Source organism: Streptomyces sp. NBC_01478 (genome assembly GCF_036227225.1).
Lineage (GTDB): Bacteria > Actinomycetota > Actinomycetes > Streptomycetales > Streptomycetaceae > Streptomyces.
Map to the genome: position 1 here is coordinate 9,868,042 of NZ_CP109444.1, position 22,925 is coordinate 9,890,966.

Below are 22,925 nucleotides of genomic sequence, written 5' to 3' on the forward strand. Positions count from 1 at the left end.
ACAGGCCCATCCGTGCACACGAATTTCGAGTGACCTCTGTCACCGCCGCCCATATGCGCCCAAGGCGGGCGCGGGCATCTGGACGGCCCTCTGGGAGTGGGCTAGCTTCGCCCGCCATGAGGCGCATGGGGAAGACGCGACGGGTGGGACGTACGTACCGGAGCCTGGCGGTGGCCGTGGTGTGCGGGGCGGCACTGGCCGCGCTGACCGCCGTACCGGCGCAGGCGCGGGACACGGTGCACCGGGCTCCGCACTGGGAACTCAAGGACAGCGGGGCCGCCGACGTGCGCTTCCGGGGGCTGTCGGCCGTCAGCCGGAACGCCGCGTGGGTGGCCGGGACGGCGGGCACGGTGCTGCGCACCACCGACGGCGGGGCGAGCTGGCGGAACGTCTCGCCGCCCGGCGCCGCCGATCTGCAGTTCCGGGACATCGAGGCGTTCGACGCGCGGCGCGCGGTGGTGCTGGCGATCGGCGAGGGCGAGGCGTCCCGCGTCTACCGCACCGACGACGGCGGGACGACCTGGACGGAGTCCTTCCGCAACACCGACGCGCACGCCTTCTACGACTGCATGACCTTCTTCGACAGCCGCCACGGTCTCGCGATGAGCGACCCGGTGGACGGCAGGTTCCGCATCCTGTCGACCGGCGACGGCGGCCGCTCCTGGAAGGTGCTGCCCAGCGCCGGGATGCCGGCCGCGCTCGACGGCGAGGCGGGTTTCGCCGCGAGCGGCCAGTGCCTGGTGAGTTCCGGGCCGAGGGACGTCTGGCTGGCCACCGGCGGGGGTGCACGCGCGCGTGTGCTGCATTCCGCGGACCGGGGCCTCACCTGGACGGCGACCGACACGCCGATCCCGGCCGGTGACCCCGCGCGCGGGGTGTTCGCGCTCGCCTTCCGCGACCGCACGCACGGCCTCGCGGTCGGCGGCGACTACAACGCCGGCCAGCCGTCACCGCTGGCGGCTGCCGTCACCGGCGACGGCGGCCGCACCTGGCGTCCCGCCACGACCCCGCCGCCCGCCTACCGCTCGGGTGCCGCCTGGCTGCCCCGCAGCCGCGGCACGGCCCTCGCGGTCGGCCCCACGGGCACGGACGTCACGACCGACGCGGGCCGCACCTGGAAGACGGTGGACACCGGTTCGTACGACACCGTGGACTGCGCGGCCGACCTGGGCTGCTGGGCGGCGGGGGAGAAGGGGCGCGTGGCCCGGCTGGAGGACTGAGGAGGCGGGGCGCGGGGGTTCCCGGCTCCGGGCCCGGCCCCCGTCGCCGCGCGGCCGCCGGTGATCCCCGTACGCTCGGCACCACCATGACGACCGTACGCATTCCCGCGGGCTGGCCCGCGACCGAGGAGCAGGCCCGCGCCGTCCAGGACGAGTTGCGGGCGCGGGTGGTGACCGACGAACCGGGGCCGCCGCCAAGGACCGGGCACGTCACGGGAGTCGACGTCGCCTACGACGACGAGCGGGACGTGGTGGTGGCCGCCGCCGTGGTGCTGGACGCGGCGGACCTCACCGTCGTCGCCGAGGCCACGGCGGTCGGCCGGGTCTCCTTCCCGTACGTGCCGGGCCTGCTCGCCTTCCGTGAAATCCCCACGGTGCTGGCCGCGTTGGAGGCTCTGGCCGGCCCGCCGGGCCTGGTCGTGTGCGACGGCTACGGCCTCGCCCACCCCCGCCGCTTCGGCCTCGCCAGCCACCTCGGCGTCCTCACCGGCCTGCCCACGATCGGCGTCGCCAAGAACCCCTTCGCCTTCACCTACGACGATCCGGGCACCCCGCGCGGCTCCGCGTCCCCGCTCCGTGCGGACGCCGAGGAGGTCGGCCGCGCGCTCCGCACCCGCGAGGGCGTCAAGCCGGTCTTCGTGTCCGTCGGCCACCGGGTCACCCTCGACAACGCCTGCGCCCACACCCTCGCGCTGACCCCGGAGTTCCGCCTCCCGGAGACGACGCGCAGGGCGGACGCACTGTGCCGGCGGGCGCTGCGGGAGGCGACCGCCTGAGCACCGGTACTGAGTACGTGGTCTGAGTACTTGTACGGATGTGGCGGCCCCCGCGTGATCGGCAGGCTGTCCCGCATGACAACGCACCGTTCCCCGAAGCCCGTTGCCCACCCGAGCCAGCCCGTCGAGCGGGCCGTGGTGATCGCGCTCGTCCTGTCCGTGGCGGCGGGCCTCGCCTGGATCGGCGGGATGATCTACACGCTGTGGCCGTGATCGCCGTGGCCGTGAGCCCAACGGCCGTGCCGGGGCGGGAAACACACGAGCCCCGCACCGCAAGCAGCGGTACGGGGCTCGGACTTGAGCGCCGGGCAGGCCTTGCACCTGCATTTCCCCGCAGGAAGCGGGGCGTCTTTCCTTGGACCACCGACGCGCGACCAGACCCCGGATGTTCCGGCGACCGGCTCAAGATCCATCGTAGCCCATGCCGAGGGGCACTCCGAACTCCCCGATCAGCGCGGCCGGTTCATGGCCCGGCGTTCCGCGGCGGCATGCCACCAGCCGGGCGGGGACGGGCCGACGACCTCGGCGCCGGGCTGATCCGGATGCAGTCCGAGACGCCGTAGCGCGTCGGCGCGGACCCGGACGTCGAACCAACCGTGCCAGTGGCCGTCAGGCCCGATGCCGCAGGCGAGATCCCAGCGCAACTCCTCCTGGGCGAAGGGCATCCAGTCGATGCCGTGCTCGCGGAGTCAAGCGCGCGTGGCCGCCCACGGCGAGAGGCGGCCCGGCAGGTTCTCGTAGGCCGCGACGGCGATCCAGTCGGTGTTCGGCGTCTCCATGGCGTCCATCGTGACATGGGGGTCCGACACCGTCAGCGGCTCGCCGCCACCCGGAACGTGATGCCCGCGGCACGGAGTCGTTCGATCAGGGCGTCACCCATCGCGACCGCCGTCGTCACCTGCCCTGCTGTGGGCGGGAGTTCGTCGAGGGCCAGGGAGAGGGCCGACTCGGCGAACATCTTCGCCGTCTCGTCGTAGCCGGGGTCGCCGCCCGCGACCTCCGTGAAGACCCGGCGACCGCCGCCCTCGCCCACGAACTTCACGGAGAACCAGCTCTTCGCGCGCTTCTCCGGGCTCGGCCCGTCGCCGGGCTTGAGGCGGTCGGACAACCAGCGGCGGGCGGGCGGGAGTTGGGCGGCCGTGGCCAGTGCGCCGACCGCCGTGACACCGCCGAGCGCCACGGGGAGGTGCCGTACGGCCGCGTAGTGGCGGTAGCGGAAGTCGGGGCCGTAGCGGTCCAGTGCCTTCGCGGATCGTTGGACGACCTGCGGGTCGATCGTCGGCAGCGGCACGGCCCAGGAGCCGATCTCCCCGGCGAACCGCGGTACCCCCATGGGTGCGCCGGCCCGGCGGCCGACCAGCCGCGGCTCGTGGCGTCGTCGGTCCCGGGCGGCGGCCAACACCTGGCGGCCGCGCCCGAGTTGGGTCAGCGCGGTGGCGAACGTACCGCCGGAGAACATCGCGTCGGCGGTCACGAAGCCGTCCACCGTCAGGGGCACCCCCTCCGGCAGGTGCCGGACGGTGAAGTACACCCCCAGGTCGTGCGGGATCGAGTCGAAGCCCGCGCAGTGCACCAGCCGTGCGCCGGTCTCACGCGCGCGTGCGTCGTGGCGGACGTACGTCAGGTCGACGAACTCCGGCTCGCCGCTGAGGTCGAGATAGTCGGTGCCGGTGTCCGCGCAGGCGGCGACGAGGTCCTCGCCGTAGCTGACGTAGGGGCCTACCGTCGTGGCCACCACGCGCGCGTGCTCGGCGAGTCGGCGCACGGAGGCCGGGTCGGAGACGTCGGCCCGCAGGACGCCCACCGAGGTGCCGGCGGGCAGCCGCTCGCGCAGGCGCTTCAGTTTCAGCTCGTCCCGGCCCGCGATCGCCCAGCGCAGGCCCTCGGGCGCGTGTGCGGCGAGATACTCGGCGGTGAGCACGCCGACGAAGCCCGTGGCTCCGAAGAGCACGATGTCGTAGGGACGGTCCGTCCTGTTCAGCCTGCTCATGACACTCCTGGATCCCGCAGCCCGCGCCGCTGTCGGTGGCTGAGGCTAGCGTGAAGAGTGCGGAGCCCGACGACGAGCCCGGAGGTATCAGGTGGCCGTGCCCAGGAACGCCCTGAGGAAGTGGGCGAAAGTACGTGAGTTCGCCCTCGGGCTGCCTGGTGCCACTGAGGCCGCGCGGCGGAGCCGCATATCGATACTGCCCTTGGGGTGAGACCGTCGCCAAGGTCAACAAGAAGGTGTTCGTCTTCCTCGGTGTCGACGACGGCAGCCACCCGCTCGCGCTCACGGTCGAGCTCACCGACGAGGCGGCCCACGCCCGGGCGCCCCGGCCGCCGAGCTGCTGTGCGACCGGGTGGAGGAGAGCTGCCGCGCGATCGCCCCGAAGCGCCTGACAGCCGAACTGGACGCGGACGGTCCTCGCCGGCCGGCCGTGCACGGTCATGGCTCGGCACGGCTAACGGCGGGTAACTTGGCTAAGCGCTTGCTCGTCCAGGTCTTGTATTGAGTGGAACACGTTCTTAACATCATCGGTGTTACATCAGTTGTGTCATAGCTGGGGGCTGGATGACAGCGGCGACGACGCCCGGGCACGGCCCGCTCTGTGGCGTGCGCGTGATCGAGCTGGCCGGGATCGGCCCCGGCCCCTTCGCGGCCATGCTCCTCGCCGACCTGGGCGCCGACGTCGTCCGCGTCGACCGGCCCGGCGGCCCCGCGCTCGGGGTCGGCCCGGAGCACGACGTCACCAACCGCAACAAGCGCTCGGTCCTCGTCGACCTGAAGGCGCCCGACGGCCCCGCGCGCGTGCTCGACCTGGTGGAGCGCGCCGACATCCTGATCGAGGGCAACCGCCCGGGCGTCACCGAGCGCCTCGGCGTCGGCCCCGAGGCCTGCCACGCCCGTAACCCCCGGCTCGTCTACGGCCGCATGACCGGCTGGGGCCAGGACGGCCCCCTCGCCCAGCGCGCCGGGCACGACATCGCGTACATCGCGCTGACCGGGACCCTCGGCATGATCGGCAGCCCGGGGGAGCCGCCACCCGCCCCCGCCAACCTGCTCGGCGACTACGCGGGCGGCTCGCTCTACCTCGTCGTCGGCGTCCTCGCCGCGCTGCACCACGCGCGCGTGACCGGCACCGGCCAGGTCGTCGACGCCGCCATCGTCGACGGCACCGCCCACCTCTCCGCGATGATCCACGGCATGCTGGCGGCCGGCAGTTGGCAGGACCGGCGCGCCGCCAACCTCCTCGACGGCGGCTGCCCGTACTACGGCACCTACGAGACCGCCGACGGCAAGCACATGGCGGTGGGCGCCCTGGAGCCGCAGTTCTACGACGAGTTCGTGCGCCTGCTCGGCCTCGCGGACTTCGCCGACGCCCGCCGGGACTGGACCCGTTGGGGCGAGCTGCGCGAGGCGGTCGCGGCCCGCTTCCGCAGCCGTACGAGAGACGAGTGGACCGCCGTCTTCGCGGGCACGGACGCGTGCGTGGCGCCCGTGCTGTCGCTGCGCGAGGCCCCGAAGCATCCGCACCTCGCCGCACGCGGCACCTTCACCGACCACGGCGGGATCACCCAGCCCGCCCCCGCACCCCGGTTCTCCGGGACCCCCACCTCGGTGCGCGGCGGGCCCGCCCTGCCCGGCGCGGACACGTCCGACGTGGCCCGGGACTGGGAGGTCCCCGCACTTCTCGACGCCGTCGAGGACCCTCAGCGAGGAAACCCCTCGGCGAGTCTTTGACCACCCTCATCGAAAGGCTTGGCAGTGAGCACCGAAGCGTATGTCTACGACGCGATCCGCACCCCGCGCGGGCGCGGCAAGGCGAACGGATCCCTGCACGGGACGAAGCCCATCGACCTGGTCGTCGGACTCATCCACGAGATCCGCGACCGCTTCCCGGACCTGGACCCGGCGGCGATCGACGACATCGTGCTCGGCGTCGTCGGCCCGGTCGGCGACCAGGGCTCCGACATCGCCCGGATCGCCGCCGTGGCCGCCGGACTCCCGGACTCGGTCGCCGGCGTACAGGAGAACCGCTTCTGTGCCTCGGGCCTCGAAGCCGTCAACATGGCCGCCGCCAAGGTGCGTTCGGGCTGGGAGGACCTCGTCCTCGCCGGTGGCGTCGAGTCGATGTCCCGAGTGCCGATGGCCTCGGACGGCGGCGCCTGGTTCAACGACCCGATGACGAACCTCGCCGTCAACTTCGTGCCCCAGGGCATCGGCGCCGACCTGATCGCCACGATCGAGGGATTCTCGCGGCGCGACGTGGACGAGTACGCGGCGCTCTCGCAGGAGCGGGCGGCCACCGCGTGGAAGGAGGGCCGCTTCGAGCGGTCCGTGGTGCCCGTGAAGGACCGCAGCGGTCTTGTCGTCCTCGACCACGACGAGCACCTGCGCCCCGGCACCACCGCCGATTCCCTCGCCCGCCTCAAGCCGTCCTTCGCGGACATCGGCGAACTCGGCGGCTTCGACGCCGTGGCCCTGCAGAAGTACCACTGGGTGGAGAAGATCGACCACGTCCACCACGCGGGGAACTCCTCCGGCATCGTCGACGGCGCCTCCCTCGTCGCCATCGGCTCCAAGGAGGTCGGCGAGCGCTACGGCCTCACCCCGCGCGCGCGGATCGTCTCCGCGGCCGTCTCCGGCTCCGAGCCGACCATCATGCTCACCGGTCCGGCGCCCGCCACCCGCAAGGCCCTCGCCAAGGCCGGGCTGACCATCGACGACATCGACCTCGTCGAGATCAACGAGGCGTTCGCCGCGGTCGTCCTGCGCTTCGTGCGGGACATGGGCCTGTCCCTGGACAAGGTCAACGTCAACGGCGGCGCCATCGCGCTCGGCCACCCGCTCGGCGCCACCGGCGCGATCATCCTCGGCACGCTCGTCGACGAACTGGAGCGCCAGGACAAGCGCTACGGCCTGGCCACGCTGTGCGTCGGCGGCGGCATGGGCATCGCCACCATCGTCGAGCGCGTCTGACACCCCAGCGGCAGCAGAGACTTCTACGGAGAACCCCTCATGACCGAGAGCACCACCATCCGCTGGGAACAGGACGACACCGGTGTCGTCACCCTCGTCCTCGACGACCCGAACCAGTCCGCGAACACCATGAACGCGGCGTTCCGCGACTCCCTCGCGGCGATCACCGACCGCCTGGAGGCCGAGCAGGAGTCCGTCCGCGGCATCATCGTCACCTCCGCCAAGAAGACCTTCTTCGCGGGCGGCGACCTGCGCGACCTGATCCGCGTCACGCCTGACACCGCCCAGGAGTTGCTCGACGGCGGCCTCGCCATCAAGCGGAACCTGCGCCGCATCGAGACCCTCGGCAAGCCGGTCGTCGCCGCGCTCAACGGCGCTGCCCTGGGCGGCGGTTACGAACTCGCCCTCGCCTGCCACCACCGCATCGCCCTCGACGCCCCCGGCTCGAAGATCGGCTGCCCGGAGGTCACCCTCGGCCTGCTCCCCGGAGGCGGCGGAGTCGTCCGTACGGTACGGCTGCTGGGGATCACCGACGCCCTGCTGAAGGTACTGCTCCAGGGCACCCAGTACAGCCCGCAGCGCGCCCTCGACAACGGCCTGATCCATGAAGTGGCCGCCACGCCCGACGAGTTGATCGCCAAGGCCCGCGCCTTCATCGACGCCAACCCGCAGTCGCAGCAGCCCTGGGACAAGCCCGGCTACCGCATCCCGGGGGGCACCCCGGCCAACCCCAAGTTCGCGGCCAACCTGCCCGCCTTCCCCGCCAGCCTGCGCAAGCAGACCAACGGCGCCCCCTACCCGGCCCCGCGCAACATCCTCGCCGCGGCCGTCGAGGGCGCCCAGGTCGACTTCGAGACCGCGCAGGTCATCGAGGCCCGCTACTTCGTGGAGTTGGCGGCAGGGCAGACCTCGAAGAACATGATCCAGGCGTTCTTCTTCGACCTCCAGGCCGTCAACTCCGGCGCCAACCGCCCCAAGGGCATCGAGTCCCGCCCGGTCCGCAAGGTCGCCGTCCTCGGCGCCGGGATGATGGGCGCCGGCATCGCCTACTCGTGCGCCCGCGCGGGCATCGACGTCGTCCTGAAGGACGTGACGGCGGAGGCGGCGGCCAAGGGCAAGGCCTACTCCGAGAAGCTCTGCGCCAAGGCCGTCTCCCGCGGTCGTACGACCCAGGAGAAGGCGGACGCGCTGCTCGCCCGCATCACCCCCACCGCCGACCCGCAGCAACTCGCAGGCTGCGACGCGGTGATCGAGGCCGTCTTCGAGGACACCTCGCTCAAGCACAAGGTGTTCCAGGAGATCCAGCACATCGTCGAGCCCGACGCGCTGCTCTGCTCCAACACCTCCACGCTCCCCATCACCGCCCTCGCCGAGGGCGTGGAGCGACAGGTCGACTTCATCGGGCTGCACTTCTTCTCGCCGGTCGACAAGATGCCCCTCGTCGAGATCATCAAGGGCGAGCGCACCGGCGACGAGGCCCTCGCCCGCGCCTTCGACCTGGTCCGGCAGATCAAGAAGACGCCGATCGTCGTCAACGACTCGCGCGGCTTCTTCACTTCACGTGTGATCGGCCAGTTCATCAACGAGGGTGTCGCGATGGTCGGCGAGGGCATCGAGCCCGCGTCCATCGAGCAGGCCGCGGCGCAGGCGGGTTACCCGGCCAAGGTCCTTTCCCTGATGGACGAGTTGACGCTCACCCTCCCGCGCAAGATCCGCAACGAGTCCAAGCGGGCCGTGGAGGAAGCGGGCGGCACCTGGCCCGCTCACCCCGCCGAGGCCGTCATCGACCGCATGGTCGACGAATTCGGCCGCACCGGGCGCAGCGGCGGCGCGGGCTTCTACGACTACGGCGACGACGGCAAGCGCGCCGGTCTGTGGCCGGGCCTGCGCGAGCACTTCACCCGCGAGGGCGCCGAGATCCCCTTCGAAGACATGCAGGAACGCATGCTGTTCTCCGAGGCGCTCGACACGGTCAAGCTCCTGGAGGAGGGCGTGTTGACGTCCGTCGCGGACGCCAACATCGGGTCCATCTTCGGGATCGGGTTCCCCGGTTGGACCGGCGGTGTCCTCCAGTACATCAACGGCTACGAGGGCGGTCTGCCCGGCTTCGTGGCACGCGCGCGTGCGCTCGCCGAGCGCTACGGGGAGCGGTTCGCGCCGCCCGCGCTGCTCGTGGAGAAGGCCGAGAAGGGGGAGCCGTTCAGCGACGCGCGCTGACGTATCGCTGAGCGACACGCTGCCCTTGCCCTCGTGGGGACGGGACCCCGACGCTGACCGGCGAACCGGTCACCGGTCCCGTCCCCGAGGAGCCCCCATGGGTCACCGCCCCGCCCTCGCCTTCCTCGACATCCTGCGCGGCGAGGGCGTGGACCGGATCTTCGGCAACCCCGGCACCACCGAACTCCCGTTCCTCGCCGCCCTGTCGGAGACCGAGGACGCCCCCGAGTACGTGCTCGGTGTCCACGAGGGCGCCGTCGTCTCCATGGCCGACGGCTACGCGCGCGGCACCGGCCGCCCCGCGTTCGTCAGCCTGCACATCGCCGCCGGACTCGCCAACGGCCTCATCGGCCTCCTCAACGCCCGCCGTTCACGCACCCCGCTCGTCGTCACGGCCGGCCAGCAGGACCGCCGCCACCTCCAGCAGGACCCCATGCTCTCGGGCGACCTGCTCGGCCTCGCCCGGCCCGCGGTGAAGGCCACGTACGACATCCAGCACGCCCGCGACCTGCCCCTCGCCCTGCGCCGCGCCTTCGCCCAGTCCCAACGGCCGCCCGCCGGACCGGTGTTCCTGTCCCTGCCCATGGACCTGTTCGCCGAGGACACCGAGGTAGAGGTGCCCGCCCGCACCGCACCGCCCCGGCCGGGTCCCGCCGCCGGGCTCGACCGGGCCGCCGTGCTGCTCGGCGGTGCCGCCCGGCCCGTGATCGTCGCCGGGGACGGGGTGGGCCGCGAGGACGCGGTGGCCGCGCTCGTCCGTACGGCCGAGGCCTGCGGGGCGACCGTCCACCACCAGCCGATGGCCGACTGCCTCAACTTCCCTGCCACCCACCCCCTTTACGCCGGGATGCTGCCACCCCGCCACGACGCGATCCGGACCGCCCTCGCGTCGTACGACACCGTCCTGATCGTCGGAGCCCACGCCTTCACCCCCCACCACTACAGCCCCGGGCCCGCGCTGCCGCCCGGCATCACCGTCGTCCAACTCGACTCGGACGGCGACGAGATCGGCCGCAACTTCCCCGCCGACGCGGGGCTGGTGGGCGCGCTCGCACCCTCGCTGCAGCGGCTGGCCGAGCTGCTGCGCGAACAGGTCCCCGACCACACCGCGAAGGCCCGTGTCCTGCGCGCCGGCGAACGGCACACCGCCGAACGGGCGCGCGCCGAGTCCGCGGCCCGCGCCGCCTACTCGACGGCGCCCCTCGCCCCCTGGGCCGCCGCACACGCGGTGGCGCACGGCCTGCCGACGGACGCCGTGGTGGTCGAAGAGGCCATCACCGTCGGCCTGTTGCTCCGTCGGCTGTTACGACTCGACCGGCCCGGCAGCTACACCCACACCGTCGGCGGCGGCCTCGGCTGGGGCATCGGCGCCGCCGTCGGCCGCTCGCTCGCCGAGCCCGGGCGGCCGGTTGTGTCGGTCCTCGGGGACGGCTGTGCGCTCTTCGGACTCCAGGGGCTGTGGAGTGCGGCGCGGCAGCAGGTCCCGGTGCTGTTCGTGGTGATGGGCAACGGGAGTTACCGCACGCTCCAGGACACGTTCGAGGCGATGGGCGGCAACGGGCGTTGCCCCGGCACCGAGTTGGGCACCCTGGACTTCACACAGGCCGCACGCTTCTTCGGCGTCGACGCGGTACGGGCCGACAGCGCTGATCACCTGCATGAACTGGTTGCCGGGGCCGACGAGTTGACGCGGCCGATGCTCGTGGACGTACCGGTGCGTAGCTCGTAGAGATACCGCTTCGATTGCGGTCGTGACTCACCCGCACCCACACCTTGTCACCCGTGCGGGACAGCGACGACCATCGGTCCATGACGGACGGGCCGCTTCCGAAGTCGGTACTCGCACGCGGGGTGTTGCTGCTCCGCGCCTGCGGCGACGCCGAGACGGCGCTCTCCCTCGCCGAACTGGCCCTGCGCACCGGGCTCCCCAAACCGACGGCACACCGGCTGATCGGCGAACTGGTCCGCCTCGGCCTGGTGGACCGCACGCCCGAAGGCAGTTACCGCATCGGGCTCGCCCTCTTCGTCATCGGTCAATCCTCGCCGTCCGTACGGGAGTTGCGGGACGTGGCACTGCCCTACCTGGGCGATCTGCACGAGGCGACCCACGAGAACGTGCACTTGGCCGTCCCGGACGGCACCGACACCCTCTTCCTGGAGAAGATCACCGGCCGCCGCGCCACCCCGATCGTCTCCCGCACCGGCGGCCGCCTGCCCGCCCACTGCACCGCCACCGGCAAGGTCTTCCTCGCCCAGGACCCCCGCCCGCCCCGCCGCACCCTGCCCCGCCTCACCCCGCGCACCCTGGTCCTCCCCGGCCAACTCGCCCGCGACCTCGCCCTCACCCGGGCCCGCGGCTACGGCGTCAACCTGGAGGAGGCCGAGATCGGCATCTCCGCGGTCGCGGCCCCCGTCTACGCCCCCGACCGCGGCCCCCGCCCCATCGCCGCGATCTCCGTCACCGGCGGCACGCGTCACCTGGACGTGGACCGCATCGGGGCCCGACTGTGCGCGGCGGCCCGGGCGATCACGCGGACGCTGTCGGTCTGACGGGGGTGGGGCGGGGATTCCGGGCGGCGGCTCATCGGACGGCGGCGGAGGTGCTTTCGCGGACGCCGGTGGCGTTGGTGGGGCTGTGCTGCGGGTCGGTTGTCGTCGGTGCGCAGCGGTAATGGATGACTTCGCGGACGCCCACGGCACTGGTCGGGCTCCGCTCCGGGGCGGACGCGCCAGCTTGCCCTCGCGCCCGCAGAGCCTCGGCCATGGACCGGTCCAGCCGGTGAACCTCGCGTCCCCGTCAGCCCGTCTCGGCCCCCGAGCCCGAGCCCGAGCCGGAGCCCGAGCCGGAGCCGGAGCCCGAGCCCGAGCCGGAGCCGGAGCCGGAGCCGGAGCCGGAGCCGGAGCCGCCCGCCCCCGGCACCCCCGCCCCGCCCGTCCGCTGCACGGCCACCGCCAGCCCGTGCTCGGTCAACCGCTCCCCGCGCACCTCCTCCGTGACCCGGCCGCGCACGAACACGAGTACCCGGTCGCACACCTCCGTCAGCTCCGCGAGGTCGGTCGAGGCGATCAGGACGGCCGCGCCGCCCGCCGCCAACTCGCCGACGATGCGGTGCATTTCGGCGCGTACGCCGACGTCGACGCCCCGGGTCGGATCGTCCAGGACGACGATCTTCGGTTCGGCGGCGAGCCACTTGGCGAAGACGACCTTCTGCTGGTTGCCGCCGGACAGCCGGGCCACCAGGTCGTACGGGCCGCCGCGCAGCCGTAGCCGCTCGGTCAACTCGGCCGTGCGGCGGACGAGTTCGGAACGGGCGGGGGCGATCCCGCCCCGGCCCAGCGCCAGCCAACTGACCGCGGTCGTGTTCTCCCACACCGTACGGTCCACCATCAGCCCGTACCGTTTGCGGTCGCTCGGCACGAAGGCGACGCCCGCGCGCACCGCGTCCCGCAGCGAGCGCGGCAGACCCCGGCCGCCGACGTCCACCCGGCCCCCGGAGACCGCCGTACGCCCGCACACCACCCCCAACGCGTCGAGATGGCCCGCCCCTTGCAGCCCGGCGACCCCGACCACCTCACCCGCCCGCACGGTGAAGGTGACGTCGGTCAGCCGGCCGTCCACGGCGACGCGGGACAGCACCACGGGCGGCGGTCGGTCGGCGGCCGACGTCCGTGCCCTGCGCGGTGGTTGTTCCGGCCGGTCGCCCAGCATCGCCGACACCAGCTCCGGTACGTCGACCTTGGACCGTTCCACGCCGGCCAGCGCGACCCGCCCGTCCCGCAGGACCGTCACGCGCTGCGCGAAGCGCATCACCTCGTCCAGGAAGTGGGTGACGTACAGGACGGCGATGCCCCGGTCCGTCAGTGTGCGCAGGACGCGTTCGAGGCGGTCGACGGCGGCGGCCGGGAGCGCCGAGGTGGGTTCGTCGAGGATCAGCAGTCGGGGGCGGCGCAGCAGCGCCCGGGCGATCTCCGTCAACTGCTGGTCGGCGAGCGGGAGTTCGCCCAGTTCCGTGCGCGGGTCCACGTCCAGGCCGAGTTCGGCGAGGACCGGGCGGGCCGCCCGGTCCATGGCGCCCCGGTCCAACAGGCCCATCCGCAGGGGCGGGTGCTGCGGGTACAGGTTCTCCCGCACGCTGAGGTCGGGGAAGAGGCTCAACTCCTGGGAGACGACGGCGATCCGGGCGTCCTTCGCCGACCGCACCGTCCCGCCGTCGGCGCCCAGCGTCCCCGACAGGATGCGCACGAGCGTCGACTTCCCGGCACCGTTCTCCCCGACCAGCGCGTGCACCTCGCCACCGCGCAGTTGGATCGACACTCCGTCCAACGCCCGTACGCCGCCGTAGGACTTGACCAGCTCCTCCGCCACGAGGATGTCGCCGTGGCCCATGTCAGCGCGCGTTCTTCAGCGGCTTCAGGTTGCCCGCCTCGTCGCCGAGCAACTTGTCGATCGTCGGCTTGTACCAGTCGTAGGCGGCCTGCGCCGACTTCTGCCGGGCGATGATCTCGTCGATGTTGGAGGAGTCCACGACCCCGCCGGGCGACAGGAACCAACCGTCCGGCAGCTTGCCCTTCTTGTCGCGTACGGCCTCGATCAGCATCGCCGTGGACAGATAGCCCTTCAGGAAGTGCTGCGGATCGATGGTGACGAAGTTGGAGCCGTCCTTCACCGCGTCCAGCGTCTTCGGGTCGACGTCGAAGCCGGCCGTGAGCCACTTGCCGTGCTCGGCTTTCTTGATCTTCGCGAGGTTGTAGCTGTCCGCGTCACCGACGCCGAGGAAGGCGAGCGCGTCCGGGTGCGCGTTCACCTGCGCCGACCAGGAGCTGTAGTTCTGGCCCGGGTCGCTGTACGTCTGGAAGGGGCCGAGGATCTTGACGCCGGGCGCGTCCTTCTTGAACGTGTCGGCGATGCCCTGCGCGCGGTTGTCGAGCACCGGCGTCCCCGGGTTGGGCACACCGATCACGACCTGTCCCTTCGGGTTGTCGCCGAGCCGCTTCAGCGCCTCCTTCGCCATCAGCGCGCCGAGCGCGTAATTGTCGTTCCCCACATAGAAGTTCACCTTGCTGCCGTCGGTGGGGGAGGTGTCCAGGGCGACGATCGGGATGCCCTGGTCGACGGCGCGTGCGGCGGGCCGGGTGAAGATCGGCGGGTCGAGGTTCTCCAGGACGATGCCGTCCTTGGCGACGGCGGTGAGGTTCTGGAACAACTGCACCTCGGCGGGCCCGTCCGTGTTGGGCGGTCCTACGGCCTTGAAGTCGACTCCGCCCGCGTGGCTCGCGGCGCTCTGCGCGCCCAGCACCATCTCGTGGGCGAAGTTCAGGGAGATGTTGGCGACCGAGATTCCCATCTTCAGCCTGCCGTTGCTCCCGCCGGAGCCTCCGCCGCTGCCGCAGCCTGCGGTGGCCAGCAGGACCAGGGCGCCGAGCGCCGCGGACCAGGTACGTGAACGGGCGTGCATCACGGCCTCCAAAAGGCTGGACCACAGGGGGACTTGGAGCGGAGCGGGACGTGGACCACGGGGGACGTCACTTGCGGCGGCGTCCGGTGCGGCGCAGCGCGCTGTCGGCCGCGACGGCGACGAGGATCACCCCGCCGGTCGCGAACGACGTCCAGTTGATGGGTACTTCGAAGAACACCAGGCCGGAGGCGACGACCGACAGGATCATCGCCCCGGCCACCGCGCCGACCACCGAACCGCGGCCCCCGGCCAGCGGAGTGCCGCCGATGATGCACGCGGCGATCGCCTGCAACTCGTAGCCCTGGCCCAGAGTCGGATCTCCGGCGCCGTAGAAGGCGAGCGCGAGCGTGGCGGCGCACGCCGTGGTCAGGCCGGAGAGGGCCAGTGCCTGGACGCGGGTGCGGACGACCGGGATGCCGCTGAACGCGGCGGCGTCGGGGTTGGACCCGATCGCCCGCACCCGGGCCCCGAAGCGCGTCCGGGACAGCACGACCGCCAGCACGACGATCACGGCGAGCAGCACCCACAGCGCGAACGGCACCCCGCCCGGATCACCGCCCGCGAACGTGAAGAACGAGTCGTCCAGCGGGAGATCGGTGATCTGTTTGCCGTCGGCGAGGGCCAGCCCCACTCCCCGGAAGAGCATCAGCGTGCCCAGCGTGACGATGAACGACGGCAGCGCCAGCAGCGTCGTCACCAGTGCGTTGAACACGCCCAGCGCGATCCCGGTGACCAGCATCACCGGCACCGCCAGCCAGGGCGGAGTGCCGTCCCGGATCAGCAGCGCCCCGACGACCAGGCACATCGCGTAGGTCCCGCCCACCGACAGATCGACTTCGCGCATCGACAGCGCGAAGACCATGCCGCACGCCATCAGCGAGATGTAGACGGAGTTGTGGGCGGTGGAGAGGAGATTGTTCGTGCCCAGGAAGTCCGGGTAGGGGATGCCGATCCCGGCGATCAGCAACCCCAGCACGAGCAGCACACCGAACTCGTCCCGGACCCAGCGGCGCGGAACGGGCTTCAACCGGCCCTGCCCGCCGCCCTGTTCGCGGGCGCGCTCGGCGTCGTCCGCATCGTCCGCGTCGTCCACGGCACGCTCGGTCTCGGTCATCGGGCACGGCTCCCGTACGACTGGTGCTGGGGTCGTCACGCAGCGTGGGGCCAGCGGGCGTGCGCGGCAACCAGGGCGTTTCAGCGAGTGGAATGTGCTCTTGCCGGACGCCTGACGGGTCATCACACTCGCCCCATGGAGACGCGGACCGCCCTGGTGACCGGAGCGGCACAGGGCCTGGGGCAGGAGTTCGCCGTCGCGCTCGCCGGGCACGGCTACCGGGTCGCCGGACTCGACCTCGTCGCGCAGCCGGAGACCGCCGAAAGGGTCCCGGACTACCTGGAGTTGATCGGTGACGTCACCGACGAAGCCCAGATCCAGGGGGCGTTGGAACGGGTCGTCGACCAATTCGGCACCCTGCACGTCCTGGTCAACAACGCGGGCGTCTACCCGGCCCGCCCCTTCGAGGAGACCACGCCCGAGGAATGGCGCCGGATCATGCGCGTCAATCTGGAGGCGCCGTTCCTGCTGACCCGCGCGGTCCTGCCGTATCTGAAGGCCGCCGGCCGGGGCCGTATCGTCAACATCGTCTCGGCGGCCGTCCTCACCGCGCCGCCCACGATGGTCCCGTACGTCGCCTCGAAGATGGGCCTGATCGGCTTCACGCGCTCGCTCGCGGCGGCGCTCGGGCCGTACGACATCACCGTCAACGCGATCGCGCCCAGCATGGTCCGCACCGCGACGGCGGAGCGGACGGTCGGCGCGGACGGCGGCTTCGCGCACGTCCGTGACCAGCAGGTGGTGCCGCGGACGCAGCAGCCGTCCGATCTGGTCTCGACGCTGCTGTACGTGGTCGACGAGGGCAGCGGCTTCCTCACCGGGCAGACGCTCAACGTGTCAGGAGGATCGGCCTACTTGTGAGGCGCCGAGCCACTGCTGGAGCTCCTCCTTCAACGACCGCTGAAAGGTCGTCAGCAGGGCCTGCACCACCAGCGGATGCATGTGCGCCGACAGGAACTTCACGTCCTGAGCGTCCCGTTCGGCCACCTCGCCCCGGAAAAGCTCCGACAGTTCACGCGCCGCGGCACGCGAGTGCGCGACGAGGACCTCCCGCGCGGCGAGGATGGCGTCGTGGGACAGCGGTACGTCGAGGAGCCGCACGCCGAGCCGCAACAGGCCCAGGTCGACCCGGAACGCGCCCTCCTCGGGCCGGATCACGTTCATGGCGGTGAGCCGCTCGATGTCGTCCGCGTCCAGCGCCCGCCCCGCCCGGCGCCCCAACTCCTCCTGGGTCAGGGTCTCTTCGGTGTCCGGCGCCCAGGACGCCACCACGGCCCGGTGGATGGCCAGGTCGTGGTCGGACAGGTCCGGCGGCAACTGATCCACATACCGCTCGATCGCCGCCAGCGTCATGCCCTGGTGCTGCAACTCCTCGATGAGCGCGAGCCGGGACAGATGCGTCTGCCCGTAGTGCCCGACCCGCCGCGCGCCGATCACCGGCGGCGGCAACAATCCCTTGGTGCTGTAGAACCGGACCGTGCGGACCGTGGTACCGGCCCGCGCGGCCAGTTCGTCGATCGTGAGCGTCGGCTCCTCGGTGTCGGTCGTCATGCGCAGCAGTATCGCTGTCTCACCGGTGCTGTGAAACCACCGGAAGGCCGTTGTCAGTGGTGGCGCCTATGGTGGGCGACATGGGGGAGATCAACTATGTCCGGGGTGACGCGACCGTTCCGTCGGTCAAGGGCGTCAAGGTGATCGCGCATGTCTGCAACGACATCGGGGGCTGGGGAAAGGGCTTCGTGCTGGCCGTGTCGCGCCGCTGGCCGGAGCCGGAGAAGGAGTACCGCGCGTGGCATCGCGACCGCGCGGCCAACGACTTCGGGCTGGGAGCCGTCCAGTTCGTGCGGGTCGAGCGCCATGTGTGGGTGGCCAACATGATCGGCCAGCGCGGGACACGCACCGGCAGCAAGGGCGTGCCCGTGCGCTACGAGGCGATCGACACGGCGCTGGGCCTGCTGGCCGAGCGTGCGGCGGAGCTCGGCGCGTTCGTGCACATGCCCCGCATCGGGTGCGGCCTCGCGGGCGGCACGTGGTCACGCGTCGAACCACTGGTCACCGAGCGGCTGGTGGGGCGGGGGATCGCGGTGACGGTGTACGACCACGGGGACTGAGCCGCCTGGACCCAACTCGCCTCAGGGTGAAAGGAGTTGCAGGAAATTGCGCAACGGCTTGCGGTGCTCCCCGGTGCCTGCTTGACTCGCTGCTCGCATCCAAGGGAGAGCCATGAGCCGCGACCAGGTCAAAGACATCGACGTCCTCGTCCTCGGCGGCGCCGGCGTCGACACCATCGTCCACGTCCCCGGACTACCGCTCCCGTACGCCGACAGCTACATGATCGACCCCGGCATCCGCACCCGCGCCGGCCAGACCGGCGACTTCGTGGCCCTCGGTCTGAGCGCGCTGGGCCTGCGCACCCACCACCTCGACATGCTCGGTGCCGACCCCGAGGGCGACCTGGTCCGCGCGCTGCACCGCGACCGCGGCATCCCGCTCACCGAAGTCCCGCAGCCCGCCGGCACCAAGCGTGCGGTCAACCTCGTGGGCCCCGACGGCCGGCGCCTCTCCCTGTACGACGCGACCCGCGCCCACCCCGACGACCGCCTGCCGGAGCCCACGGTCCGCGCCCTCGCCGAGGCGAGCCGTCACGTCCATGTCTCCATCACCCAGCCCTGCGCCCACGCCCTGCCCGTGGTGCGCGAGGCCGGCGCGACCATCTCGACGGACCTGCACAACTGGGACGGCGAGAACCCGTACCAGGCGGAGTTCGCCCACGCGGCGGACCTCGTCTTCCTGTCCACCACCGCACTGACCGACACTCCCGAACGCACGATGCGCGCGATCGCCGAGCGGGGCCGGGCCGAACTGGTCGTCGCCACCGCCGGAGCGGAGGGCGCCTACCTGCTGGCCGACGACGAACTGACCCACATCCCGACCGTCACGCCCCGCGAACCGGTGATCGACTCGAACGGCGCGGGCGATGCCTTCGCCGCCGCGTTCCTCCTCGGATGGCTGAGCGGGAAGAGCCCGCAGCAGTGCGCCCGGTACGGCGCGGTCGCCGGCGCCCACGCGTGCACGGTGCCGTCGACGGAGACCGACGCAATCGCCCGGGACGAACTCCTCGTACAGATCGCGGAGTTGGAGGCCGCGGCGGCCGGTGTGACCCGCTGGGCCGGGTCCGGCCCGTCCCTCGTGTGTCCGCCCGGTACGGCTACGCCCCGCTGGACCCGGCGCACCTGACCGACACCGACGGGATCGTGTTCGTCAAGGACACCGGGCCGGGCCGGGCGCCCTCGACGCCCGGCAACGGCTGACCGGACGCCGGTCGTCTTCCGGGACCGGGGCGGGCGGCCCAGGGAAACCGAGCCCCGGGTCGCCCGCCCCCTCACTCAATCGTCAGCCCCCGTGCACGTCATTCGTCGCCGCGATCTTCTTCCACGACTTCGGCTGCACCGGCGCCGCGGACGTCTTCGCGATGGCCGCACTCCGCGCCGCCGGCGCCGCCGGCTTCGTCGGCTGGAACAGCCAGGTGTCGAAGAGCGCGGACAGCGACGTCCCGGACACCTGCTCGGCGTACTTCTGGAAGTCCGCGACGGACGCGTTGCCGTACGCGTGCTCCTTCGGCCAGCCCTTCAGAACGGCGAAGAACGCGTCGTCGCCGATCTCGTTGCGCAGCGCCTGGATGGCCAGCGCGCCCCGGTCGTAGACGGGGAGTTCGAACTGGTTGTCCGGGCCCGGGTCGCCCGGCGCGATCGTCCAGAAGGCGTCGTCCGCCGGGTGCGAGGCGTAGACGTAGTCGGCGAGTTGCTGCGCGGTGCCCTCGCCCTCGTGCTCGGACCACAGCCACTGCGCGTACCGCGCGAAGCCCTCGTTGATCCAGATGTCCTTCCAGCCCTTCAGCGACACGTCGTCGCCGTACCACTGGTGGGCCAACTCATGCACCACGACAGAGGTGTTGGCGCCGTTCGCGAACTGCCTCGGGCTGTAGTAGACGCGGGTCTGGGTCTCCAGCGCGTACCCGGTGGTCGTGTTGGGCACGTAGCCGCCCGCCGTACTGAACGGATATGTGCCGAAGTAGCCGCTCAGCCAGTCGACGATCTCCCCGGTGCGCTCCACACTCGAGCGCGCGGACCCGTCGTTGTCGCCGAGGTCCTTGCTGTAGGCGTTGATGACGGGGACTCCGCCGTCCGAGGTGCTGGTCGTGATGTCGAACTTCCCGAGGGCGAGCGTGGCCAGGTAGGTGGCCTGCGGCTTGTTCTGGCGCCAGTTGTAGCGGGTCCAGCCGAGCTGTGAACTCGTCGACTGGAGCGTGCCGTTGGAGATCGCCTGGGTGCCGTTCGGTACGGCCACCGAGACGTCGTAGGTCGCCTTGTCGCTGGGGTGGTCGTTGCTCGGGAACCACCACCACGCCGACTCGGGTTCGTCGGCCGCGACCGCGCCGTCCGGGGTGCGGTGCCAGGTGGTGAACCCGTACGCGCTCTTCGTGGACGGCACCCCGCTGTAGCGGACCACGACGGTGATCGGTGTGCCGCTGGGCAGCGGGGTCTTCGGGGTGATCTCCAGTTCGTGCTGACCGGAGGTCGCGAACGTCGCCACGGCGCCGTTGACCCGCACCTCGCTCACATCGAGGAGGAAGTCCAGGTCGAACCGCGACAGGTCCTGCGTGGTCCTGGCGAGGATCGTCGCCGTGCCCGCCAACTCGTCGGTGGTGGGCTGGTATTGAAGCCTGAGGTCGTAGTGCGAGACGTCGTATCCGCCGTTGCCGTAGGCCGGGTAGTAGGGGTCGCCGATGCCCGGAGCGCCGGGGGAGTAGCTTGCCGCCGATGCCGGGATCGCCAGCATGAGGGAGGCCGCCGCGAGGGCGCCCGGCGCGATGATTCTGCGGTGCACGAGAACTCCAAGTCGTAGGGCTCCGCGAAAAGCCGAAGAGCCATGGGGGTCCACGAAAGTCGAAGAGCCGTAGGGGGTCGAAGCGGGGCAGGGGTCGAAGAGCCGTAGGGGTCGGTCCGCCAAGTCTGTTCACAGGCTATTCAGTCCCTGTGGCACCGCACCTGTCCACGGTCCCTCCTGTCACACGATCGCCATTCGGCCGTCATGGCCCCGAGTGCCTCTTTCAGCACGGGAGTTGACCGATGTACCGTCCGCGCATGCCGAAACGCACGCGCTTCACGATCTGGAGATCGCTCGCGACGGCGGCGACCGCCGCCCTCCTGGCCGCCTTCCTCACCCCGGCAGCGGCCCAGAGCGCTCCGCTGGAAAGCCAACCGGTCTACTCGTACGCGAACGCCATCCGCGAGGCCGTCTGGGTGGACACCGGTCTCGACGGCGACGGCGACGGAAAGACCGACCGGGTCGCCGTCGACATCGTCCGCCCCGGCGAACCCGCCCGACAGGGCCGCAAAGTCCCCGTCATCATGGATGCCAGCCCCTACTACTCCTGCTGCGGACGCGGCAACGAGAGTCAACTCAAGACCTACGACGCGAGCGGCAACGTTGTCCAGATGCCGCTCTTCTACGACAACTACTTCGTGCCCCGCGGCTACGCCTTCGTCGGCGTCGACCTCGCCGGCACCAACCGCTCCGACGGCTGCGTCGACGTCGGCGGCCGCTCCGACATCCAGTCCGCGAAGGCCGTCGTCGACTGGCTCAACGGACGCGCCAAGGCGTACACGACACGCACCGGAACCGTTGGTGCGAAGGCGAGTTGGACCAACGGCAAGACCGGAATGATCGGCAAGAGCTGGGACGGCACCATCGCCAACGGCGTCGCCGCCACCGGCGTCAAGGGCCTGAAGACGATCGTCCCGATCAGCGCCATCTCCTCCTGGTACGACTACTACTTCGCCAAGGGCGCCCCGCTCTACGACTCCGGCCCCGACTGGCTCTCCGGCTACGTCGACAGCCCCGACGCGCAGGCCAAGTGCGCCGCCGTCCAGCAGAAGATCGTCGACGGGGCTCCGCGCACCGGTGACTGGACGCCGTTCTGGACCGAGCGCGACTACGTGAAGGACGCGAGCAAGGTCAAGGCCAGCGTGTTCCTCGTGCACGGACTGCAGGACCTCAACGTCCGCACCAAGAACTTCGGCCAGTGGTGGGACGCCCTCGCCAAGAACGGCGTCGAGCGCAAGATCTGGCTCTCCCAGACCGGCCACGTCGACCCCTTCGACTACCGTCGCGGGGCCTGGGTCGACACTCTGCACCGCTGGTTCGACCACGAACTCCTCGGCTACGACAACGGAATCGACCGGCAGCCGATGGCCGACGTCGAACGCCACCCGGACCAGTGGGAGACGTCGAAGGTCTGGCCGCCGACCGGCACCGCGCAGACCACCCTCCACCCGGCGCAGGGCACCCGGGCCGGCGTCGGCACCCTCGGCCTGCACACGGCCACGGGCACCGAGACGTTCACGGACAACCCGCAGGAGAGCGAGACCGATTGGGCCGCGGCGATCGACAACTCGACAGCGGACAAGGCCGGTTTCGTCACCGGGCCGCTCACGAAGGACCTGCGCCTGTCGGGCTCCTCGAAGGTGACCGTCACCGCGACGCCCACCACGTCAACGGCCCATCTGTCGGCGGTCCTTGTCGATGTCGGCCCCGACACCATCCGTGACTACGCCGACTCCGCGGAGGGCATCACCACGCTCACCGACCGCACCTGCTGGGGCGAGAGCACGGCGGGCGACAGCGCCTGCTTCCTGTCGACCCGGGCCAAGACCAAGGCAGTCGACTACAACGTCCTCAGCCGCGGCTGGGCCGACCTCGGCAACTACGCCTCCGCCACGAAGGGCGTACCGCTCACCCCGGGCAAGGCGTACACCATCACTCTCGACCTGGCGGCGACCGACCACGTCGTCCCGGCCGGACACCGCCTCGCCCTGATCGTCGCGGGCACCGACAAGGACCTCATCGACCCGCCGTCCACCACCCCGACCCTCACCCTGGACCTGTCCCGCACCGCAGCCCGACTCCCGCTCGTCGGCGGAGCGTCGGCGTTCGCGAAGGCCACGGCGGTCGCCGGTTCCAGGACACCCGCGGCCACGACCCTCGACGGCGTACGGGCCCCGCGCAACGTGCAGCGGGTACCGGGTAGTTGATCGTCGGCTCACGAATCGACGGGGCGCGGCGGAGCGAGTGGGCTCCGCCGCGCCCCGTCGGTTGGTCGCGCTGATGCGGGGGGCG

General features: G+C 71.6%; 19 protein-coding genes and 1 pseudogene. 13 read left to right on the forward strand and 7 right to left on the reverse strand.

The window, feature by feature from the left end; translation table 11 throughout:
- Positions 1 to 125 precede the first annotated feature (125 nt).
- The 3 genes from OG223_RS44125 (at position 126) to mmpA (ending at position 2,209) form a co-directional block, all read left to right on the forward strand.
- Positions 126 to 1,220, forward strand: coding sequence for a WD40/YVTN/BNR-like repeat-containing protein (locus OG223_RS44125; RefSeq protein WP_329261801.1), 1,095 nt, complete (start codon positions 126 to 128; stop codon positions 1,218 to 1,220).
- Between the two features lie 86 nt (positions 1,221 to 1,306).
- Positions 1,307 to 1,996, forward strand: a complete 690-nt coding sequence (locus tag OG223_RS44130) for an endonuclease V (protein WP_329261804.1) — start codon at positions 1,307 to 1,309, stop codon at positions 1,994 to 1,996.
- 75 nt (positions 1,997 to 2,071) lie between these two features.
- On the forward strand, positions 2,072 to 2,209 hold the full coding sequence (gene mmpA / locus OG223_RS44135; RefSeq protein WP_200690033.1) for a morphogenic membrane protein MmpA: 138 nt from the start codon (positions 2,072 to 2,074) through the stop codon (positions 2,207 to 2,209).
- A 236-nt stretch (positions 2,210 to 2,445) separates the two neighbouring features.
- Here mmpA and OG223_RS44140 read toward each other — a convergent pair whose 3' ends face one another.
- Entirely contained in the window at positions 2,446 to 2,661 is a 216-nt protein-coding gene (locus OG223_RS44140; RefSeq protein ID WP_329261808.1) for a hypothetical protein, read from the reverse strand.
- A 146-nt stretch (positions 2,662 to 2,807) separates the two neighbouring features.
- Positions 2,808 to 3,986: a saccharopine dehydrogenase family protein gene (locus OG223_RS44145; protein WP_329261811.1), complete on the reverse strand. Its 1,179-nt coding sequence runs from the start codon at positions 3,984 to 3,986 to the stop codon at positions 2,808 to 2,810.
- 91 nt (positions 3,987 to 4,077) lie between these two features.
- Between OG223_RS44145 and OG223_RS44150 the strand changes: the two are divergent.
- The 6 genes and pseudogenes from OG223_RS44150 to OG223_RS44175 all read left to right on the forward strand — a co-directional run.
- Positions 4,078 to 4,398, forward strand: a pseudogene (locus tag OG223_RS44150) (MmcQ/YjbR family DNA-binding protein); the annotation flags it as partial.
- Between the two features lie 152 nt (positions 4,399 to 4,550).
- Positions 4,551 to 5,720 carry a CaiB/BaiF CoA transferase family protein gene (locus tag OG223_RS44155; protein ID WP_329261814.1) on the forward strand — a complete coding sequence of 390 codons (1,170 nt, stop codon included), beginning with the start codon at positions 4,551 to 4,553 and terminating at the stop codon, positions 5,718 to 5,720.
- Between the two features lie 24 nt (positions 5,721 to 5,744).
- Complete coding sequence (locus OG223_RS44160; RefSeq protein WP_329261816.1) at positions 5,745 to 6,959, forward strand: acetyl-CoA C-acetyltransferase; 1,215 nt, start codon at positions 5,745 to 5,747, stop codon at positions 6,957 to 6,959.
- Positions 6,960 to 6,998: 39 nt separating this feature from the next.
- Positions 6,999 to 9,176 carry a 3-hydroxyacyl-CoA dehydrogenase NAD-binding domain-containing protein gene (locus OG223_RS44165; RefSeq protein ID WP_329261819.1) on the forward strand — a complete coding sequence of 726 codons (2,178 nt, stop codon included), beginning with the start codon at positions 6,999 to 7,001 and terminating at the stop codon, positions 9,174 to 9,176.
- Positions 9,177 to 9,273: 97 nt separating this feature from the next.
- Entirely contained in the window at positions 9,274 to 10,905 is a 1,632-nt protein-coding gene (locus OG223_RS44170; RefSeq protein WP_329261822.1) for a thiamine pyrophosphate-binding protein, read from the forward strand.
- An 80-nt stretch (positions 10,906 to 10,985) separates the two neighbouring features.
- Positions 10,986 to 11,726 (forward strand): IclR family transcriptional regulator, encoded by a 741-nt coding sequence (locus OG223_RS44175; protein ID WP_329261825.1) that lies wholly within the window; start codon positions 10,986 to 10,988, stop codon positions 11,724 to 11,726.
- A gap of 247 nt (positions 11,727 to 11,973) precedes the next feature.
- Here OG223_RS44175 and OG223_RS44180 read toward each other — a convergent pair whose 3' ends face one another.
- The 3 genes from OG223_RS44180 to OG223_RS44190 all read right to left on the reverse strand — a co-directional run bounded on the left by OG223_RS44180 (position 11,974) and on the right by OG223_RS44190 (position 15,746).
- Positions 11,974 to 13,563 (reverse strand): sugar ABC transporter ATP-binding protein, encoded by a 1,590-nt coding sequence (locus OG223_RS44180; protein ID WP_329261828.1) that lies wholly within the window; start codon positions 13,561 to 13,563, stop codon positions 11,974 to 11,976.
- A gap of 1 nt (position 13,564) precedes the next feature.
- Positions 13,565 to 14,632 (reverse strand): sugar ABC transporter substrate-binding protein, encoded by a 1,068-nt coding sequence (locus tag OG223_RS44185; RefSeq protein ID WP_329261831.1) that lies wholly within the window; start codon positions 14,630 to 14,632, stop codon positions 13,565 to 13,567.
- Positions 14,633 to 14,699: 67 nt separating this feature from the next.
- On the reverse strand, positions 14,700 to 15,746 hold the full coding sequence (locus tag OG223_RS44190; RefSeq protein WP_329261834.1) for an ABC transporter permease: 1,047 nt from the start codon (positions 15,744 to 15,746) through the stop codon (positions 14,700 to 14,702).
- Between the two features lie 135 nt (positions 15,747 to 15,881).
- Between OG223_RS44190 and OG223_RS44195 the strand changes: the two genes are divergently transcribed.
- Entirely contained in the window at positions 15,882 to 16,607 is a 726-nt protein-coding gene (locus OG223_RS44195) for an SDR family NAD(P)-dependent oxidoreductase (protein ID WP_329261837.1), read from the forward strand.
- On the opposite strand, the gene OG223_RS44200 is transcribed toward OG223_RS44195, so the two are convergent.
- Positions 16,584 to 17,297, reverse strand: coding sequence for a MerR family transcriptional regulator (locus OG223_RS44200; RefSeq protein ID WP_329261840.1), 714 nt, complete (start codon positions 17,295 to 17,297; stop codon positions 16,584 to 16,586). The two genes, OG223_RS44195 and OG223_RS44200, sit on opposite strands and share 24 nt — an antisense overlap.
- Positions 17,298 to 17,377: 80 nt before the next feature.
- Here OG223_RS44200 and OG223_RS44205 point away from each other — a divergent pair, with 80 nt between their 5' ends.
- A complete protein-coding gene (locus OG223_RS44205; RefSeq protein ID WP_329261843.1) occupies positions 17,378 to 17,857 on the forward strand; it encodes a macro domain-containing protein in 480 nt (159 codons plus the stop codon).
- 112 nt (positions 17,858 to 17,969) lie between these two features.
- On the forward strand, positions 17,970 to 18,983 hold the full coding sequence (locus tag OG223_RS44210; protein WP_329261845.1) for a PfkB family carbohydrate kinase: 1,014 nt from the start codon (positions 17,970 to 17,972) through the stop codon (positions 18,981 to 18,983).
- Between the two features lie 156 nt (positions 18,984 to 19,139).
- Here OG223_RS44210 and OG223_RS44215 read toward each other — a convergent pair whose 3' ends face one another.
- The gene (locus OG223_RS44215) at positions 19,140 to 20,633 is read right to left on the reverse strand and encodes a M1 family metallopeptidase (RefSeq protein WP_329261848.1); all 1,494 of its coding nucleotides are present in this window, start codon (positions 20,631 to 20,633) and stop codon (positions 19,140 to 19,142) included.
- Positions 20,634 to 20,890: 257 nt separating this feature from the next.
- Between OG223_RS44215 and OG223_RS44220 the strand changes: the two genes are divergently transcribed.
- The gene (locus OG223_RS44220) at positions 20,891 to 22,840 is read left to right on the forward strand and encodes a Xaa-Pro dipeptidyl-peptidase (protein WP_329261850.1); all 1,950 of its coding nucleotides are present in this window, start codon (positions 20,891 to 20,893) and stop codon (positions 22,838 to 22,840) included.
- Positions 22,841 to 22,925 lie beyond the last annotated feature (85 nt).

Bases quoted from the DNA above. Each gene is read 5' to 3' on its own strand.
- OG223_RS44125 (WP_329261801.1), top strand. From the start codon at position 126: ATGGGGAAGACGCGACGGGTGGGACGTACGTACCGGAGCCTGGCGGTG.
- OG223_RS44130 (WP_329261804.1), top strand. From the start codon at position 1,307: ATGACGACCGTACGCATTCCCGCGGGCTGGCCCGCGACCGAGGAGCAG.
- mmpA (WP_200690033.1), top strand. From the start codon at position 2,072: ATGACAACGCACCGTTCCCCGAAGCCCGTTGCCCACCCGAGCCAGCCC.
- OG223_RS44140 (WP_329261808.1), bottom strand. From the start codon at position 2,661: ATGCCCTTCGCCCAGGAGGAGTTGCGCTGGGATCTCGCCTGCGGCATC.
- OG223_RS44145 (WP_329261811.1), bottom strand. From the start codon at position 3,986: ATGAGCAGGCTGAACAGGACGGACCGTCCCTACGACATCGTGCTCTTC.
- OG223_RS44155 (WP_329261814.1), top strand. From the start codon at position 4,551: ATGACAGCGGCGACGACGCCCGGGCACGGCCCGCTCTGTGGCGTGCGC.
- OG223_RS44165 (WP_329261819.1), top strand. From the start codon at position 6,999: ATGACCGAGAGCACCACCATCCGCTGGGAACAGGACGACACCGGTGTC.
- OG223_RS44170 (WP_329261822.1), top strand. From the start codon at position 9,274: ATGGGTCACCGCCCCGCCCTCGCCTTCCTCGACATCCTGCGCGGCGAG.
- OG223_RS44175 (WP_329261825.1), top strand. From the start codon at position 10,986: ATGACGGACGGGCCGCTTCCGAAGTCGGTACTCGCACGCGGGGTGTTG.
- OG223_RS44180 (WP_329261828.1), bottom strand. From the start codon at position 13,563: ATGGGCCACGGCGACATCCTCGTGGCGGAGGAGCTGGTCAAGTCCTAC.
- OG223_RS44185 (WP_329261831.1), bottom strand. From the start codon at position 14,632: ATGCACGCCCGTTCACGTACCTGGTCCGCGGCGCTCGGCGCCCTGGTC.
- OG223_RS44190 (WP_329261834.1), bottom strand. From the start codon at position 15,746: ATGACCGAGACCGAGCGTGCCGTGGACGACGCGGACGATGCGGACGAC.
- OG223_RS44195 (WP_329261837.1), top strand. From the start codon at position 15,882: ATGGAGACGCGGACCGCCCTGGTGACCGGAGCGGCACAGGGCCTGGGG.
- OG223_RS44200 (WP_329261840.1), bottom strand. From the start codon at position 17,297: ATGACGACCGACACCGAGGAGCCGACGCTCACGATCGACGAACTGGCC.
- OG223_RS44205 (WP_329261843.1), top strand. From the start codon at position 17,378: ATGGGGGAGATCAACTATGTCCGGGGTGACGCGACCGTTCCGTCGGTC.
- OG223_RS44210 (WP_329261845.1), top strand. From the start codon at position 17,970: ATGAGCCGCGACCAGGTCAAAGACATCGACGTCCTCGTCCTCGGCGGC.
- OG223_RS44220 (WP_329261850.1), top strand. From the start codon at position 20,891: ATGCCGAAACGCACGCGCTTCACGATCTGGAGATCGCTCGCGACGGCG.